Raw genomic sequence first — 17505 nt, forward strand, 5'->3', positions numbered from 1 at the left:
GCGCCCCCGGAGGGGCGGGGCCTACGGGCGGAGCGCCGCGCCGGTCGGGACGAGGGCGGTCAGGTCGATCGTGTCGGCGAGCGCCCGCATGCCGGTGTCGTTGAAGTGCAGATGGTCGCCGGGGTCGTAGGCGGGGAGGATCCGGTTCGGGCGGCCCGGATCGCGGACCGTCGCGTCGAAGTCCGCGACGGCGTCGAAGATCCCCCGGGTGCGGATGGCGCCGTTGACGGCGAGCCGCACCGCTTCGCGGGCCGGGGTGTAGGCGCTGTGGCCGCCGTACGGGGTGATGGTGGCGCCGATGACGCGCAGGCCGCGGGCGTGGGCGCGGCGCACGAGGAGGCGGTAGGCGTTCTCCAGGTCGAGGGGGTCCGTCACCTCGGGGCTGCCCTTGATGTCGTTGATGCCCTCCAGCACGATCACGGTGCGGACGCCCGCGCGGGAGAGGACGTCGGTGTCGAGGCGGGTCAGCGCGCTCGGGCCGCGTCCTTCGCGCAGGACCCGGTTGCCGGAGATGCCCGCGTTGAGGACGCCGGGGCGGCGATCGGCGGGGAGGTCGCGCAGCCGGTCGGCGAGCCGGTCCGGCCAGCGGTGGTCGGCGCTGAACGAGGAGCCCGTCCCGTCGGTGATGGAGTCGCCGAGCGCGACGACGCTGCCGGCGGTCGAGCGGCGGAGCACGTCGACGCCGGTCACGTAGTACCAGTTGCCGATCGTCCTGGTGTACCCCGCGCCGCTCTCGTCGGTGGTGCGGTCGCCGCCGGGGGCGACGAAGTTGGCCTGGAGCGCGGAGCGGTGGAACGTCGCCGGGCCCGAGTCGCCCGGTGTGTGAACGGACACCAGAAGGTTGGCGTCGGCGGGCACCGTCAGGGCGACGGGGTCGCTGACCACGTCCCGGCCCGCGGGGAGGGTGAGCGAACGGGCGCCGCCGAAGGTGACCGTACGCACGCTGCCGGCCACGGCGCCCGGTCTCGTCGGCACGCCCGGGAGCTGCAACGCCAGGGTGACGGAGCCGAGTTGGAGGGGCGCGGTACCGAGCCGGTTCGAGAGGCGGACGCGGGCGGCCCGGCCGCCGACGCTGGTGTGCACGACGTTGCGGATCGAGGCGCCGGGCAGTGCGGGAGCCGTGCCGGAGGCGGCGCCCTCCCAGGTGCCGGTCCAGGTGTCCCGGGCAGCGCTCCGGCTCTCCGGCCGTGGTGCGGCGATCGGGCCGGGTCCTGAGTCCGCCTCGGCGAGCACGCCCGGCGGGGTGAGAACCAGAGTGGTCACCAGGGTGGCGAGGAGGCGCCTGAGCATGATCGCGCGGGTCATGGGGCCATGGCTTCCCTGACCACGGGGCCGCGCAACGCGGGGTCACACCAATGGCGGCGGGACGCGGGCCCGCGGCGTCCGGGCACGGCCGGTGAACGGCCCGTGCCTCACGAGCATCGCTCTCCCCCATCGAAACCGAACCGGTGTCGTCCGATGGACCTAGGTCCGGAACCCGATGCGTCAACGGGGGACGCGTGTTTGGCTGCTGTCATGACCGAATTCAGCGAGGCGGAGCGTGCGTACCTCAGGTCGCAGCGGCTGGGGCGACTGGCCACCGTGGATCCTCTCGGGCAGCCCCAGGCCAACCCTGTCGGCTTCTTCCCGCAGGACGACGGGACGATCCTGATCGGCGGATACGCGATGGGAACGACCAAGAAGTGGCGCAATCTGCAGAAGAACCCGAAGGTCGCGTTGGTCGTCGACGACATCGTCAGCGTGACTCCGTGGAAGGTGCGGGGCCTCGACATCCGCGGGGAGGCCGAACTCCTCACCGGGAAGCACGACTTGGGTCCGCACTTCAGTGAGGAGCTGATCCGGATCCACCCGCGGCGGATCCACAGTTGGGGCCTGGAGGACTGAACGGCCAAGCGGCCCGAACCCGTTGATGAGGGGCCATCTGGAGACACAACGGCCCAAGATCGCCGGGCCGTTGGACCTTGGTAGGGTCCCGAGCCATGACCGCCACGGAACCCACGATCCTGGCCACCTCGGGTGGTCACCGCGTCGGCGACCGCACCCGGGTGCTGTTCGGGCCGCTCGTCCACCACGCGGTGGAACTGGCCCGGGTCGAGGGCCGCCGCCCCCGCGTCATGTACGTCGGGACGGCGATCGGCGACGCCGAGCACTTCGCGTCCAGGATGAGCGAGGCGGCGCGGGTGGCGGGCTTCGACCTGACGCCGCTGCATCTGTTCCCGATGCCGAACATCGAGGACGTCGAGAGCGCCGTCCTCGAACAGGACGTCGTGTGGGTGATGGGTGGTTCGGCGGCGAACCTGCTCGCCGTGTGGCGGGTCCACGGACTCGACGCGGTGTTCCGCCGCGCCTGGGAGGCGGGGGTCGTGCTCAGCGGGGTGAGCGCCGGTTCGCTCTGCTGGTTCCAGGGCGGGACCACGGACTCCTTCGGCCCCGAACTGCGCGCGCTCACCGACGGACTGGGCTATCTGCCGTTCGGCAACGGCGTCCACTACGACAGCGACCCGGGCCGCCGCCCCCTGGTCCACCGGCTGGTGGCCGACGGCACCCTCCCCGAGACCCACTGCACCGACGACGGCGTGGGCCTGGTCTACCGCGGCACGCGCCTCGCCGAGGCCGTCACGGAGCTCCCCGGCAAGGCCGCCTACGTCGTCACCCGCGAGGGCGACACGGCGACGGAGTCCCGCATCGAACCCCGCGAACTGGCCGCGCCGGGCGTCTGAGCGCCGCCTGTTCACCGGTGGGCTCCGGGCACGGCCGACGGCACCCGCGCGTCCTGGTCCGGTCCGGGAGGCGTGGCGCCGTCCGGCCGATGACCCGTCGGGGGCTCGGTCTTCCACCCGCCGTCTACAACTGCCCTGCCAGGCGCAGGTGTTGGACCGCGTACGACCGCCAGGGGCGCCAGGTGTCCGGGAGGTCGGTGTCGGGGGGCGCGGTGTCGGGGTCTCCGAGGGCGCGCGTGCGGATGACGGTGGCGGTGGCGGTGTCCATGCCGGGCAGGGCGAGCAGGGACTCCTGTGCCTCGTCGCGGTCGGCGCCGGGGTCGAGGCGCAGGGCCCCGTCGGCGAGAGCGGCGGTCAGTGCGCCGAGGGGACCGTCCGGCTCCGCCTCCGCGAGCACGGCGGCCTCCGGGAAGAGGTGCGTGAGCGGGCCGCACGGGGCGTCCAGCGCCTTTCCGTAGCGCAGCACGAGGCGCTCGGACTCGTCCTTCCCGACCAGCGCGCGCACCGCCAGCTCGTCCGGATCGGCGGTGCCCGGTGAGCGCAGTCCCGGTCGTGCCGCGACGAGCGGGGCCAGCCGGGCGTCGGCTCCCAGTCTCTCGTCGACGGCGTACGGGTCGGCGTCGAGGTCGAACAGGCGGCGCAGCCGCTGGACCCCGGTGGTGAGGTCGCGGAGGTCCGTGAGGTGCAGCCGGGCGTCCAGCCAGCCGCCCGGGCGGCCGTCGGACCCGGCTCGCGGGGAGCGGTCCCGGCCTGCCTCGGTGGCGTCCGTCCCGTGCGGCGCACCGCGACTCGCCCTGCCCGCGCCGTCGCCGCCCACCTCGGCCGGTGCCGTACGGCCCCTTCCTCCGCCCGCGCGTTCGTCGACGGCGACGATCCCCGTCCCGTAGGGCAGTCGGAGGGTGCGCCGGTAGGTGCGGCGACCGCGGTGGCCGCTGACGGACTCGACGCCCGGCACCGCCTCCGCGGCCAGCAGGTCGAAGACGGCGGTGGACTGGTAGGGGCCGCGATAGGCGAGGCGGAGCGGGACACCGGCGGTGGGGGTGGCGGCGCGACGGGCGGCGGGGCCGGTGCGGGGTGCGGCGGCCCGGAGCGCGCTCGGCGTCGACGCGTACACCGCGCGGATCGTGTCGTTGAACTGGCGCACGCTGGCGAACCCGGCCGCGAAGGCGATCTGGGTGATGGGAAGGCCGGTGGTCTGCAAAAGGATGCGCGCGGTGTGCGCCCGCTGGGCCCGGGCGAGGGCGACGGGGCCCGCGCCCACCTCGGCGGTGAGCTGGCGCTGCACCTGGCGGGCGCTGTAGCCGAGGCGTGCGGCGAGCCCGCCGACACCCTCGCGGTCCACCACGCCGTCGCCGATCAGGCGCATGGCGCGGCCGACGGCATCGGCGCGTACGTTCCATGCCGCGGAGCCGGGCACGGCGTCGGGCCGGCACCGGCGGCAGGCGCGGAAGCCGGAGCCCTGCGCGGCGGCGGCCGTCGCGTAGAAGCGGACGTTCTGCCGCTTCGGCGTCACCGCGGGGCAGCTGGGCCTGCAGTAGATCCCGGTCGTCCGCACGGCGAAGAAGAACTCCCCGTCGAAGCGGGCGTCCCGGCTGCGTACGGCCTCGTACCTGGTGTCGTCGTCGATCACCCTTCCAGTGTGGCCCGGCGCGGACAGCGCGGCTGGCGGGATTCGGACACCACGCTGCGGGCCGGGTGAAGGGGCCGGAAGCGGCGGGGCAGCGGCCCCGGCCGGCCGGGGTGGAGCGGCGGACGCGCCGTCGCCGTACCCCGGCCGGACCGGTGGAGGAAAGCGGAGAGCCGGAACCGGCGGCCCTCCGCGGGTGCGGCTACCAGCGGCCCCGCTTGGCCTCCATGGCGGCGCGGCCCTCCGCGCCCTTGCGCTTCCAGTCCCGGCGGATCTCGGCGCGTACCCGGGCGTCCGTCTTGGCGACGATCCGCTGGTTCTCCCGGATCAGCTTGCGGTAGCTGTCGAGCCGTCGTTCCGGCAGTGCTCCGGAGTCGAGGGCCTCCAGCACCGCGCAGCCGGGTTCGGCGACGTGGGCGCAGTCCTGGAAGCGGCAGTCGGCGGCGAACGCCTCGATCTCGGCGAACACCTGGCCGACGCCGGTCTCGGCGTCCCAGAGGCCGACACCGCGCAGTCCCGGGGTGTCGATGAGGACGCCGCCGCCCGGCAGGACGAGCAGGTTGCGGGTCGTGGTGGTGTGCCGGCCCTTGCCGTCCATGTCGCGGGTGGCCTGGACCTCCATCACGTCCGCGCCCAGCAGGGCGTTGGCGAGGGTGGACTTGCCGGCGCCGGACTGGCCGAGCAGGACCGCGGTCCCCCCGGCGAGCACGGCTTCGAGGACGTCGAGCCCCTCGCCGGTCGCGGAGCTGACGGTGAGCACGGGCACGCCCGGTGCCGAGGTCTCCACGTCCTGGACGAGATGGCCGAGCGTCACCGGGTCGGGCACCAGGTCGGCCTTGGTGAGGACGACCACGGGCTGTGCGCCGGACTCCCAGGCCAGGGCCAGGAAGCGTTCGACCCGGCCGAGGTCGAGTTCGACGGCGAGCGACACGGCGACGACCGCGTGGTCGACGTTCGCGGCGAGGATCTGCCCCTCGGACCGCTTGGAGGAGGTGGAGCGTACGAAAGCGGTGCGGCGCGGCAGGTACGCCCGGACGTAGCGGGGATGGCCGGAGGGTTCGACGGCGACCCAGTCGCCGGTGCACACGACCCGCATCGGGTCGTGCGGTGTCACGAACGCGGTGTCCGCGCGGATGACCCCGTCTGCGGTGGCCACGTCGCACTGACCGCGGTCGACGCGGATCACGCGCCCGGCGACGAGTCCTTCGGAGAGGTGGGGAGCGAACTCGTCGGCCCAGGCGTCGTCCCAGCCGTAGGACACGAGCGGGGAGAGGTCCAGGGACGCGAACGAGGTCGGGAGGGCGGAGCTGGAAGTCAAGGGAGACCCTTCACAAGGGCGGCCCCGGCGACGCGCACTACGGCGCGAAGGAAGAGGAAGGTCAGCCGGCGGCCACGGAGGTGGACTTGATGAACTTCTGGATGCGGGCAGCGCCCATCTCAATGACAGCCATCGGTCACACCTCCCAGTGCACAATCCAGGTCACCCGCGACAACGAACCCCGTCGCCGCTCCAACGGGCACCACTTTAGAGAGCCCGCGGCGACGGCGCCATCGAATTACGGACAGAGGCCGCTGCCCCGGACCGCGGGGGTCTCCCTGTGGGGGGGGCGGTCAGACCGCGTCGGCCTTCAGCACGCCCTGGGCCGTGGCCAGCGCGTAAGCGGACAGGGTGAACGCGTCGGAGATCCGCCGGTCCGCGACCATCGTCCGGAACTCCCCCTGCGATACGGCCCGGTACGCCTGGATCCCCTCCGCCCGGGCGTCCCCGGCCGGCTCGTCGGCCACCTGGTCCGTCCCCACGTGTGCGACGTACAGGTGGTCCACGCCCGCACGCAGGCCGGTGTCGGGAGAGAGCGCGCCGAGATAGGTGAAGTCCACGACGTGGACGCCCAGTTCCTCCTGAAGTTCCCGCGCGGCCGTACCGGCGCCGTCCTCCCCCGGAGCACCGAAGCCACGGGGGATCTCCCAGTGCCATTCCCGGCTCGCGTGGCGGAAGTGACGCAGCAGGACGACTCGTCCGTCGGGGAGCAGGGGAAGGACGGCGGCTCCGCCGGACGCGGACGCGGGCACGATACGGATGTACGTCCCCAGTCGGCCGTTCGCGAACCGTACGGCGTCACGGACCAGGCAGAAGTAGGCGTCGCGATAGACGACGCCGATGTCTCCGACGCTCTCGGGCAGCCCCGCCGCGACGGCCAGCCGTGCCATGGCGTCGGCTGCCCGGTCCTGCTCGGCGCGGTCGAAGAGGATCTCGAAAGCCGCGCCGGGGGGGTTCACGAAGAGCTCGGGCCGCTGCTCACGCAGTGCCTCGTAGTCGGTGAGTGCGGTCTGCTTGCCGGTGGCTGCGTCGTGTGCGCCCATGGCTCTCCTCTTGTCCGCGTGTCGTCCGCGTGCGCTGTCGGTCGCGGCGCCGCGACGGGGCGCCCGCGACCGGATCATAGATACAGGGCGATGGGGAGCCGGTCGACCCGGGCCTCCACCGAGGTGTACGTCTCGATACTCTCCCGGTAGTGGTCGTGCAGGGTCTGCACCACGTCGAAGACGCCGGTGGCCGAGGATCCGAGGGCCGCTCTGCTCTCGCGGAGCAACGTACCGACCGTCGCCACCATCGCCGAGTCACGGACGGACCACAGCGGCACGCCGATGGCACCCGCACCGCTGATGATCAGCGACCGCATGAACCCGAGGACGTCGCCGCCGTCGGACCGCATGCCCTGTCCGGCCAGGCAGGCGCCGAGCACGGTGAGCTTGTTCCTCGGCAGGCTGACGCGCAACGCGAGGTCGAACTGCGACAGCATGTCTGTCTTTCCCAGGTGGATGAGCGGGCCGGAGACCTCGGGCTCCTCCACGTACACGCCGTGCCCGGCGTAGACGAAGAACTCCGGTTTCACGGACACCAGTTGCTCGAGTCCGTCCCAGTCGGCGGTGAAAGCGCCCGCGACCTTGCCCTTGAGGGCGTCGGGGACCTCTCCGGCCACATGGACGTGCGCCGCCGTCCAGCCGACATCGACGATCTCGTCGCCCGTCGCCCGTGTGTCGGTGGACAGCAGCGCGGCCAGGTCGTCGTCGTGTTCCATGAGCTGCTTCTTGAGCAGATGGCGGCCACGCGTGACGAAGGCGGCCACGCTCACCGAGTGCGACAGCGGGACCCGGGCGGCGAGCGGCCGGTTGTCACCCGGCGCGGTGGCGACGTGCAGCGGGATCGCGAAGATGTCGTCGGTCGGGATCAGGGTGAGGTGGTCCGGCGGCCCTCCCTTGTTGGCGCTCTCCCACACCGGCCCGACGAGCAGTTCCCAGATCCGCCGGCAGGTTCCCTCCTTCGGGACGGGAAACGCGGGGTCCGCGAGGTCCTCGAAGACCGTGCGCGCGAGGTCGGCGACGTCCGTGTACGGAACGGAGGGCAGCAGCGTGAGCACCCCGGCCCGGCAGACCACGATGCCGAGCGAGTCGGGCTCGGTCGCCTCCTCGCCCTCCAGCGGCGCGTCCGACGTACCGAAGCGGAAGTACCGCACGACACAGGAGCCCTCGTGGTTGAGGGTGTACTGGACCAGCTGGTGGGCGATGTCCTCGTCGTGGGTCGCCGATGTCAGCGGGTGCTGGAGGAAGTGGTCCTCGTACTGCTGCTCCCGCTCGATGAGGAGTTCCCGCCACTCCCGCCCCTGTGCCGCCCCGGCGGGTTCCTGTGTGCGCAGGGGCGTCCGGCGCCCCTCCGAGGAGCCCCTCCCGGCCCGGGATCCTTCGGGAGCGGTGGGCAGCGGATGCGCGGGGCGGCCGAGGACGGGTGGGCGGGACGACGCGAGCAGGTCCAGGAGTTCCCGGCCCGAGGACTCCTCCACCAGGGACACGATCTTCTCCAGGTCCTCCTGCCGGTGACCGCCACGTGCCATCCGGGCGCCGATGGCGCGCAGATACGCGGGTCTCACGTGGTGGGCGTAAGCACGCTTGTACACGGGGAGCGCGATCGCCTCGCGCACCGACTCCGCCATCCTCAGCCGGCGGTCCAGGACGTCCCGCGGTCGGTCGGCAGCGGGGAGGGCCGCGGCCGTCTCCCGGTAGTAGCGCACGGTGTAGGCGTAGAAGTCGACGTCCAGCCCGGCTCGTCGGCCCGTTCCGACGACGTCGTCCTCCAGCTCGTCCAGGAGGTTCCCCAGATCGGCCAGACCGTCGGGGCCGCCGGCGAGCCGCGCGAGGTTCTGGCGGGCGATCCGTCGTCCACGCTCCCACCCCGGCCCCGCCTGCTCCTCGCGGCCATGACCCAGATCGCGCAGGGTCGCGAAGCTCCTCTCCGGGCTGTCGCCGCAGAAAGCCTCGTTCAAGAGCGACTGCGCCGTGCGGTACGTGTCGTTCAGGCCCTGCGAGATGGCCTTGGAGCGTGCGGTGACGCGCAGCGACTGCTCCGTGTCCCCGGCCTGGCGCAGCGCGGTGGCGAGGTTGTGGAGGGCGTTGGAGTAGCCGCGGAGGAACTCCCTGTGCCTCAGGGGTGTTTCCTGATCCGGCACGGCGTCGATGTCGACGCCGTGCTCGTTCGCCTGCTCGACGAGTCGGTCGTGGCTCCGCCGCATCGGAGCGACCATCGCGTCGACGTCCCTCCCCGCGGTCCTGCCGTCGTCCCTCTCACGCGCCGCCTGCTCACGTTCCTCGAACTCGGCGCGGGTGTGGTTGCTGAGCAGGTCGGGCAGCACCCACCACAGCCGGGCCGACTCGGCCACCCGCACGGCGGTCCCGAAGACCCGCCGGGAGGCCGTGTAACTCCCCAGCCGGTAGCGGATCCTGCCCACTCCGTCGTACCACCGGGCGAGGGCGTAGGCGGGGAAGGGGTCCTCGGGGTCGACGGTGCCGTCGCTCCGCCACGCCAGCAGGCGCTCGGCGTCCGGCCGTGACGCCTCGATCAGCCGCAGTGCCGAGAGCAACTCGTAGCCCGTGTCCGCCTGGACGATCTCGCACCAGTGGGCGCCGACTCTTCGGGCGATGCCCCGGGCACCGGCCTGCGGCTCCTTGGTGTGGGCTCGCGCCATTCGTAACATGCCGATGGCGTCCGCCTGGCGCATCGGGGCATCGAAGTCGATGTCGAACCTCATGATCAGATCCTCGACGTCGAGTGCCTCGACGAACGCCCTGATCGCGGAGCTGGGGTCCTGCGGGTGCCGCCCGTTGTCCTGACGCATGCGGAGAACTCCTCGGTGGTTCCGTCGGGTTCGTGGCTCCGGAACCGCGGGCTCGCGGCGGCACCCGGAGCGGAAGGGAGAGGGGGTGCGCTAGCGCGGTCGGGTCAGAAGGTGCGTACCGGCGGAAGCGATCAGACCCGCCACGACGGCACCCGTGAGCGACCACGGGGTGGTGGGAGTCCCTCCTCCCCTGCCCAGCGCCACACACGTGACGGCCAGCCATCCCAGGGACGCGCCGAACAGCCCCGCGACGCCCGAGTCGAGCCATCGGTAGCGGGACGTCGTCGGCGCCACGCCCGCCCAGCGCAGGGTGGCCAGCGGCAGGGCGAGGGCCAGAGCCGCCACGGCGACGATCACCGGGGATTCGAGAGCCTTGCGCAGCGGCACCTTGTAGTTCATGGTCTGCACGGCTGCCAGCGCGGTGAGGAGCGATCCCAGGATGGAGGTCTGAACCAGCGTCAGCCAACTGCGGTGGCTGACCAGTTCCCGCTCGACCAGGACCGAGACCGCGGCGCGCACACTGTCCGCCCGTTCGCGCGCGGCTTCCAGATGGAGCCGGTCCTCGTCCACCTGCTTGATGAGCCAGTCGGCGTCGGCGAGGTCCGTCACGGTCCAGGAGACCCCTGCGCCGTGCCTGCGCGGATCGGGGGTGTGCAAGCGCATGTTGGCGACGGCGGTGGAGAGACTGCGGGTCAACTGACGCTGGCGGGTGATGGTCCACAGCAGCCCCTGGGGCCCGAACTGCGTCTCGTCCAGCAGGTGCGACGTCCTCAGCAGGCGTTCGAGGGGCACCGGACGTCGGGCGGCGGAGTCCAGCTCCCGCAGGAGCGCCGTCGTCCGCTCGTCGCTCTCCGCTATCTGGGCGCGCGACGGCTCCGACGAGGCGTACAGCCGTCCTTGGTACCGGATCTTCGAGAGCTGGAGCAGATAGCGCGCGAGCGGCCTCAGTCCGTGCCGGCCGTCGACGGCCCAGGCCCATTCGTCGAGGTCGGCCTCGCACCGGGCCGGTGCCAGGACGTAGAGGTCGGTGGCATCCTCGGGTTCGGCGGCCTCGGTGGACCTCCACACGGAGAAGCCGTGCTCCGTGCGGTCGAAGCCGGCCCACCAGGGTTCGCTCCCGGTCCGGGGAGCGTACCGGCGGACGAGCTCGCACATCGCGCGGTCACGCCGCCCGAGCCAGGGGCCGTGCAGCGCCTCGAACACGCGGAACTCCCCCAATAAGTCCCAGGGTTGAGGCGGTCTCCCGGCGGCGGCCAGCGCCGCAGTCCACTCGGCGTCGAGATCGGCCCACTGGGTGAGGCCTCCGGCCGTGTCGTTGGGTGCCAGCAGGGCGACGACGCCGACGACGTCGTGGTCGGCGAAGGCGAAGGCGGAATAGACGGAGTCGTCGCCCGTCCGCTGCGCGGCCGCCAACAAGGTGAACCGGGGCGCGACCGGGGGCGCCGAGCCGAAGTCGATGTGGTCCGCCGGCACGGAGGTCCCGGGAACCGGCTCACGCATGCCCAACGAACGGCATGCTCGCCACATACAGGCGAGGTAGTCGCGGGCGTGGCCGCCGGTCTCGGATTCGGCGGGCGTGAACGCCATGACGAGAAGGGCCGGCTTGGTGATTCCGCTCATGCTGTGCGACCTGCTTCCGGAATCCCGAGGGGGCTGTCGAGGAGCACCGAGGCTTCGTCGATGCGTGTTCCTCCGCGTGCGACCGTGGACGAGCGGTTCGGCCGCGGCCGCTCACGCCGTCTCTCCTCGGGCGTTCCGGCCTTCCCGGGAGTGGTCCTTCGCCCCGCTCAGGTCAGCGGTGAGCCGTGCGATCAGGTGATTCCGCTGCTCGCGCTGTTGTGCCGGAATGGGGGTGCGCCCCGGGCCCAACCGGGCCTGCGCACGACGCGCCCCTTCTCGGTCCAGCGGCTCCAGAAGGGCCAGAACCCGAAGGGTCTCGGCATCGTCCTCTTCGGGGAGCACGGACTCCAGCCTGGTCAGCACATCGCCGACGGTGTGCCACTCGTCCGTCGTGAGCGACCAGTCCTGGATCTCGTCCAGACGCGCAAGAATCTGTCGCAGGTTCATGAAAGTCCTCCCCCGAGCACCGTCGACCGCACACCCCCGCGCGCGGATTCCCCGGATCCGCCGCGTACGCGAAGCCCAGTTCCGCCTGTGACGAAAGGTGTTCCTGGGTTCGCCGGCTGATTTTCCAGTCTTTGGGCCGCGTGCACAAGGCGGGGCGCCCCGGCGTGTGCGCAAAGCCGCCGGTGCCGCGCCGTCCGCCGGCGCGGCACCCCGCGCCGGCGGACGGCTGTCGTTCCTCGGCGGGACTACGAAGCCATGCGGCGGGCGAAGGACGTGGCGCGTCTGCGGCGGGCGGGGTCGAAGGCGTCGGTGGCGCCAGCGCCTTCGTTGCCGGGACCGGAGTTCCAGCCGTCGATCTTCCGGGCGACCCCCTTCACCTTGGGGTGCCCGGGCTTGTGCGCGACCTCGAAGTGGGACTCCTTCGGCGTGGCGAAGTCGCCGCCCCACACCACGGCCCCGTCGAGCTCGGCGAGGATGTCGCGGACGACGACCAGCTCCCGCGGATAGAAGCCGTCCTTGGCGCCGAGCGGGTAGGCCTGGGGTCTGATCTCGAGGGCCGTCCCGGACAGGTAGTTCGACTCGTGCGGGTCCTGGACGCGACGCGAGGTGCGGTGGCCCCGGACGTCGCCGTCGCGGAGCTGGTCGATCTCGTAGTGGAAGCGCCGTGCGACGTACAGGAGCAGGGTCGCGGCCGTGCCTCCGGCGAGGTGGACGGACTGGTCGCTGCCCTCGATGCGGTGGCTCTTCGCCTCGGGGAGGATCTCCCAGCCGTTGGCGGAGCGGTTCCCCGCCCAGTCCGTCCGGCGGGGAGCGGCGGAGGCGGGGGCCGCCCCCAGCGACCCGATCGCGGCGGCTCCGGCGAACCCGGCGGCTGCGCCCACGAAGTGGCGCCTGGTCAGCTCGTTCACGCTGTGCCCTTCTCGGTGCGTTGTTTGACGACGGCCAGCCGTACGGCCAGGCCCAGGAAGGTGACGGCCAGCAGGGGCAGGATCACCAGGGCCGGGTTGACCCATACCGGGACCAGGTCGTAGCCGGCGTTGCACTTGTCGTGCAGGGGGAACCATCGCGAAGGTTCCTGCCAGTGGACGGAGCGGTAGGCGCGGTCGTAGGTGGTGCCGGCCGCGTGACAGGACTCCTCGGCGTCCATCGAGGAACCGGCGAGGGCTCCGACGATCCAGGTGACGAGCATGGCGACGAGACAGAGCCCCGCTGTCACGAGGAACCAGCCGGGTGTCTTCCACCGGCCGGTGAGGAGGGGCCGGCTCCACAGTCCCAGCACGATCAGGACGGGAACGGCGAGGAGGAGGAAGTTCGCGATGACGCCCATCGGTCAGCGGCCGGCCCGTACGGCGGTTCGCTGCTCGGCGGCCTTGAGGTACTTCTGCAGGTTGCTCCTGTACGTGGCGGCCAGGCTGTTCTCCAGGCCGACGAGGCCGAGCATGCGGTCGCTGAAGCCGAGGACGAACGCGTCGAGCTTGTCGCCGCCGCCGGGAAGATTGATCATCACGGACGGCAGCATGGCACCGGAGGCCATGATGAGCTTCTTCCGGGCGAGGTCGACGGTGACGTCGTCGGCGGCCGTGAGGATGTTCCAGCAGGACTGGTAGCAGTTCCCGCCGTTCTGCCAGCGGGTGTCGTAGTGGTTGCGGAACCGGCGCAGCCCGCCGCCTCCGTTGTACTGGGCCTTGACCCAGTCGACGATGTTCTGGCCGCCCGCAACGGCCTTGGCCAGCAGGTATCCGTCGGCGTCCTCGACCATGTCGGTGAAGCCGAAGCTGGAGACGACGGCGGGCTTGGCGAGCTTGGCGTCGCAGAAGGCGTGCCCGGAGGCGTACTGCTCCTCGGAGTTCCGCCAGTCGGCGTAGAAGGTCATGATGTCGCCGCCCCAGCCGGCGATGTCGCCGCCGGTCGCGGACTTCTTGTCGCTGGGGTCGGAGTTGACGAGGAAGCCGTTGGCGGTGGCCATGAGGTGCGTGGCGTCGAGGTCGTAGCCGGAGATGGGGTCCTTGAAGCTGTCCATCACCGACATGCCCCGGGTGTTGCAGTACTCGACGAAGCCGGAGTCGTAGCTGCCGGCGAGCCACCACCAGGCCATGCCCGCGTACTTCTCGTGGCGGATGTACTCCATGACGAGCTGGCTGGCGTTCTTGTCGTGTCCGTACGCGACGGCCATGCCGTAGAGCTTCTCGACGTAGGCGATGAAGCCGTCGGCCGGACCCGCCGTGCTGTTCACGGAGTTGGTGCCGGGGTCGCTTCCGGCGCGCCAGACGTCGCGGTCCAGGTCGAAGGTGTCGGACCCGTTGGTGACCTTGAACTCCTTGATCTGGTTCATGGACCAGTTGTCCGGCAGCGGGAAGCCCAGGTTGCCGGAGAAGCCGTAGGACATGCCGGAGACGAAGGAGTACCGGGCGAGGGTCTTCTCGGTGACGTTGGTGCAGACGTTGCGGGAGCCGTAGACGCCGTGGAGGTATTTCTTGCCCTGGCTGGCGAGGCCCGCCACCACGCCGTTGAAGTACGTGACGATGCCCTGCGGATAGCCGTCGATCGCTTCCTGGGTGGCGTCGTAGTCGCAGGCGAAGTAGATGGTGGTGCCGCGGTTGAAGCCGTAGCCGGTGGCGAGGGCGTGGGCGTTGAGGGCGTGCTGGTAGCCGGCCGTGTAGGTGAAGTCCGCCAACTGGCGTGCGTTGTCCTGGTAGATGGGGAAGACGCGCAGGCCCGCGTCGAAGATGGTCTTGAGTTCGCCGGGCTTGATCTCCTTGTCGAGGGTGGAGCCGGGCGGGTCGTACAGGTAGCGGCCGACGATGCGGAAGCCGTTGTCGTTGAGCCATCGGGCGCGGGAGGCGGTTATCTCGTAGCGGGTGTCGCTGCCGTGGGCCTCGCGGTCCGGGTCGCCCATGGAGACGAGGAGCTGGGACCAGGTCTGGTAGTCGCCGAGGCCGGTCTCGGGGAGCTGCGAGAACTTCTGGAAGACCTGGACGAACTCCTTGGTCTTGGAGTCGAAGCTGTCCTTGAAGGTGGTGCGGACCTCCTGGTCGTCCTGGCCGTGCAGGATGACCGGCTCGTTGAAGACGCAGGCGGCCGTGAAGAGCTGGACGAAGATGCCGGAGTTGCCCTCGGTGAGGGTGTGGTTCTTCAGGCCGGCCTGGGTGCCCGGGCCGAAGTTGCCGGTCGGGCTGAGTCCGAGTTCGTACTGCAGGGCGATCATGAGGGCCTTCTGCACGTCGCGGGAGTAGATCCCGTCGCAGGGGCCGATGCTGTAGGCGTCCTTCTGCCAGTAGCCGCCGTTGAGCCACCGCTGGATGCCGCGGATCTTGTCGGTGCCGCCCGCGACGACGACGTAGGCGTCCATGTTGAGGATGCACTTGGCGAGCTTGGCGTTGATGACGCCGTCACCCTCGGGGATGCCCATGTTGGACCGCAGGCTCTTCACCGCTTCGCGGGTGACGCCGGTGAACCAGCCGTAGCTGTCGGGCTCGACGGCCCAGTAGCCCTTGCAGAACAGGCCGTGTTCGAGAATGGCGACGATGTTGCGGTTCGCGTCCCAGCCGAATCCGATATCGCCTAACGCCTGCATTTTGGACATCGTTCCGGGGCCGAAACTGGCGACCACGGGACTGATGCCGAGTTCGTGCTGAAGGGCCATGATCAGGGAGTTCATGGTGCCCCAGCCGGTGCGGCCGTCTTCCGGACACGGAACGTATCCGGCCACGGTGCCGTAGGTGGAGTTCACCCATTTCTGCGCTTCGAGGACTTTCTCGTCTGCCAAGTCTTTTCCTGTCTCCGGTCATACGGCACCGGGCCGCACGAGAGTGTGAGTCGAAACGAAAGGGGGAGGGCGTACAGGAAGTGTTCGGCCACCGAAGGGGGCCGTTCCGGCCACCGTCGCGCAACCCGCGGCGTGGGCCGCGGTGTTGCAGGACGCCGGCCCGCCTGGCCAGGGAGAACGCTCCGAGGGCGGGCACAGGACGGCGTGTTCCGGATCTACCGAACCGTCGTTCCTCGCTCCCGGTTCGCCGAAAGGCGTCGGCATTCCCCGTCAGCCGTACCGCGCACCATGAACACGTCCCCCGCTCCCCGTGAAGGAACTTCCGGAAGAAGATCCCGTGAGCACGCTAAGCCACCCGCCACCGCGCGAACAGACCTATGACGGTCGCCCGATCGGCGCGACGGGAAACTCCGCATGCCCGAACGATGTGACTCCCGACACGGCTTCGAAGGTTGTGCGATTTCCGGCCTCTCCGCGACGGGATCGGGCCAATTCACCGGCCTCGGGGAAAGGGTCCGCGCGTGGAATCAGCGCGCCATCGCGCAGGCCGCCCCATTGAGGGTGATGGTGTCGGGTGCCGTGTTCGTGTGCTGCCAGGAACCGAGGAAGCCCACGCTGACGGAACCGCCCGCGGCGACGGTCCTGTTGTAGTCGGCGGCGGTGGCCGTCACCCGAGAGCCGTGCTGGTCGGCGGTGCCGTCCCACATCTGGGTGACCCGCTGGCCGTCGTCGAAGGTCCAGCCGAGCCGCCAGGTGTCGAGGGGCTCGGTGGTCGTGACGGAGACGGTCGCCTGGAAGCCGTCCGGCCATTCGTTGTCGAGGGTGTACTTCGCCGCGCAGCGGGGGGATTTCCTCGTCGGCTCCGGGGTGTGGTCGACGACGCGGGCCGGCGGCGAGGTCGGGCCCTGAGGTTCGGGATCGGGCCGCGCTTCGGCGGTCGTCCGCGTCGGCTCCGGCGAGACGAGCGTGCCGTCGGCGCGGGTGGTGGCCGGCGGGGACGACGACACGGCCGGGGCGGCCACCGGCCGGTCGGCGACGGCGGTGTCACCGCGCGGCTCGACGGCGGCGTCGCCGTCGGGGCCGAAGGGCATCAGGGAGACGGTGAGCGCGAGTCCGGAGACGATGAGGGCGGCGACCAGTACGCCGGTACGGCCGATCCGGGGGGCGGGCTCCCGGTTCTCGGCGATGCCGGTGTCCACGGCGGCTTCCGTGCGGCCGCCTCCGAGTCCCGCTTCGGCGGCGCGGCGGCGGCGTTCGAGGTAGGCGAGGCCGCCCCAGCCGATCACCCCGCCCGCGAGCGCGGCGGGCAGTCCGCCGCCGTGCAGGCGCAGGCAGGCGGCGGCCTCCGCGCACTCCGCGCAGTGGGCGAGGTGCCGGGAGAGGTCCTCGGGTGTCTCGGCCGCCGGGGAGCGGGTGACCGCGTCGAGGAGGCGGGCGTAGCTGCGGCAGGCGGCGTCCATCGGGGTGTCGAGGTGGCCGCGGTGGCAGCGGGCCCTGAACAGGGCGCGCACCTCGCCGAGTTCCTCGGCCGCCGCCACCGGATCCAGGCCGAGGCGCCGTGCCACGGCGGGCAGCGGGAGGGCCTCGACCTCGACCAGCCACAGCAGGGCCGCGTCGGCGTCCTGGAGGTCCCTGAGACCGCGCAGGGCGATCGGACGGTGCAGCGGGGGCCCGGTGAAGCGGGCGGCCTTCTCGGAGTTGAGCCACAGCCTGAGGTCGGGGTCCAGCCGGTGCCCCTGGCCGTGCGCCTCCCAGCCCGCGGCGGTGGTGCGTACGGAGTTGAGCAGCAGGGGGATCCGGGGCAGCCCCGGTGTCCTGCGGCCGGTGTTCCGCGCGCGGGCCTCGGCCGCGCGGGCCTCGTGGACACCGTGCGTGAAGGCCTCGGTGGCGAGTTGGGTCGCGGCCGCCGAGCCGGAGGTGCACAGGTCGGCGTACGACAGCACCGCGTCCCAGCAGTCCGAGAACAGCGCGGCCTCGGCGGCGTCCTGAGGGGTCGGCAGGTCGGGCATGGGGGGCTCCTGCATCCACTGCGTCCATGTGCAACGTCAGGTAACGCCCAACTCGGCTTGCGGTACCGGGGAGTTGGAGACCGTCCCGACAACAGGCCCGAGCCTTTCACGCCTCCGACACAACTGACAAGCCGTTCCCTCACATCGCGCG

13 protein-coding genes are annotated in these 17505 nt (G+C 71.5%); 2 read left to right on the top strand and 11 right to left on the bottom strand.

Features of this window, described 5'->3' with window-relative positions; translation table 11 throughout:
- Positions 1–21: 21 nt before the first annotated feature.
- Positions 22–1305 carry an SGNH/GDSL hydrolase family protein gene (locus OG406_RS10360; RefSeq protein WP_329185406.1) on the bottom strand — a complete coding sequence of 428 codons (1284 nt, stop codon included), beginning with the start codon at positions 1303–1305 and terminating at the stop codon, positions 22–24.
- Between the two features lie 210 nt (positions 1306–1515).
- Here OG406_RS10360 and OG406_RS10365 point away from each other — a divergent pair, with 210 nt between their 5' ends.
- Together OG406_RS10365 and OG406_RS10370 are read left to right on the top strand one after the other, a co-directional pair.
- Positions 1516–1884 (top strand): PPOX class F420-dependent oxidoreductase, encoded by a 369-nt coding sequence (locus OG406_RS10365; protein ID WP_164374986.1) that lies wholly within the window; start codon positions 1516–1518, stop codon positions 1882–1884.
- Positions 1885–1979: 95 nt separating this feature from the next.
- A complete protein-coding gene (locus OG406_RS10370; protein ID WP_164374987.1) occupies positions 1980–2720 on the top strand; it encodes a peptidase E in 741 nt (246 codons plus the stop codon).
- A gap of 124 nt (positions 2721–2844) precedes the next feature.
- On the opposite strand, the gene OG406_RS10375 is transcribed toward OG406_RS10370, so the two are convergent.
- From OG406_RS10375 to OG406_RS10420, 10 genes are all read right to left on the bottom strand, one after another.
- Complete coding sequence (locus OG406_RS10375; protein ID WP_329190730.1) at positions 2845–4347, bottom strand: DNA-3-methyladenine glycosylase 2 family protein; 1503 nt, start codon at positions 4345–4347, stop codon at positions 2845–2847.
- Between the two features lie 202 nt (positions 4348–4549).
- Positions 4550–5665, bottom strand: coding sequence for a ribosome small subunit-dependent GTPase A (gene rsgA, locus OG406_RS10380; protein ID WP_385631207.1), 1116 nt, complete (start codon positions 5663–5665; stop codon positions 4550–4552).
- Positions 5666–5958: 293 nt separating this feature from the next.
- Positions 5959–6708 carry an NUDIX hydrolase gene (locus tag OG406_RS10385; RefSeq protein ID WP_329185408.1) on the bottom strand — a complete coding sequence of 250 codons (750 nt, stop codon included), beginning with the start codon at positions 6706–6708 and terminating at the stop codon, positions 5959–5961.
- A gap of 74 nt (positions 6709–6782) precedes the next feature.
- Entirely contained in the window at positions 6783–9512 is a 2730-nt protein-coding gene (locus OG406_RS10390; protein ID WP_329185410.1) for a CHAT domain-containing protein, read from the bottom strand.
- Between the two features lie 90 nt (positions 9513–9602).
- A complete protein-coding gene (locus OG406_RS10395; RefSeq protein WP_329185412.1) occupies positions 9603–11132 on the bottom strand; it encodes a CATRA conflict system CASPASE/TPR repeat-associated protein in 1530 nt (509 codons plus the stop codon).
- 111 nt (positions 11133–11243) lie between these two features.
- Positions 11244–11579 carry a CATRA system-associated protein gene (locus OG406_RS10400; RefSeq protein WP_326842107.1) on the bottom strand — a complete coding sequence of 112 codons (336 nt, stop codon included), beginning with the start codon at positions 11577–11579 and terminating at the stop codon, positions 11244–11246.
- Positions 11580–11824: 245 nt separating this feature from the next.
- Positions 11825–12487: a hypothetical protein gene (locus OG406_RS10405; protein WP_326842108.1), complete on the bottom strand. Its 663-nt coding sequence runs from the start codon at positions 12485–12487 to the stop codon at positions 11825–11827.
- A complete protein-coding gene (locus OG406_RS10410) occupies positions 12484–12906 on the bottom strand; it encodes a hypothetical protein (RefSeq protein ID WP_164374994.1) in 423 nt (140 codons plus the stop codon). The genes OG406_RS10405 and OG406_RS10410 overlap by 4 nt, the downstream gene beginning before the upstream one ends.
- A 3-nt stretch (positions 12907–12909) precedes the next feature.
- On the bottom strand, positions 12910–15345 hold the full coding sequence (locus OG406_RS10415; protein ID WP_267048821.1) for a glycoside hydrolase domain-containing protein: 2436 nt from the start codon (positions 15343–15345) through the stop codon (positions 12910–12912).
- A gap of 527 nt (positions 15346–15872) precedes the next feature.
- Positions 15873–17354, bottom strand: coding sequence for a cellulose binding domain-containing protein (locus tag OG406_RS10420; protein ID WP_266617304.1), 1482 nt, complete (start codon positions 17352–17354; stop codon positions 15873–15875).
- Between the last annotated feature and the right edge of the window lie 151 nt (positions 17355–17505).

It is taken from the genome of Streptomyces sp. NBC_01428 (genome assembly GCF_036231965.1).
Lineage (GTDB): Bacteria > Actinomycetota > Actinomycetes > Streptomycetales > Streptomycetaceae > Streptomyces.